The organism is Marinomonas gallaica, assembly GCF_001639745.1.
Lineage (GTDB): Bacteria > Pseudomonadota > Gammaproteobacteria > Pseudomonadales > Marinomonadaceae > Marinomonas > Marinomonas gallaica.
In genome coordinates this window covers 1-279 of the sequence record NZ_LTAX01000067.1, presented here as the reverse complement: position 1 = coordinate 279, position 279 = coordinate 1, and the positions used below count along the sequence as shown (strand labels likewise).

Below are 279 nucleotides of genomic sequence, written 5' to 3'. Positions count from 1 at the left end.
TATTTAAGCAGTAGGCTATTTTCTTCAGGAACGCAGTCAAAACACCATGCATAGTTTGGCTTGTCTTGATCTAGGTCGCAGACTTCTTTCATCCATTGACCGCCCCAGACCCCAGGGTCAAAGAAAGGTACCAACCTAAATGGTTGAGTTGTTGCTTGTTGTAAGCCTGCGTTGAACGCTGTGCCAGAGACCATTTTAGGGTCAAAAGCGGTGTTGGTGTCTAATAGAAAATCAACATCTGACAGCAGCTTAGTTTTATATCGGTCGAAGACACGCCAT

1 protein-coding gene is annotated in these 279 nt (G+C 44.8%); it reads right to left on the bottom strand.

The genetic code is table 11. The features are described 5' to 3' along the window. A partial coding sequence (locus AYW76_RS19255; RefSeq protein ID WP_197467856.1) for a hypothetical protein occupies positions 1 to 279 on the bottom strand: 279 nt, incomplete at both ends.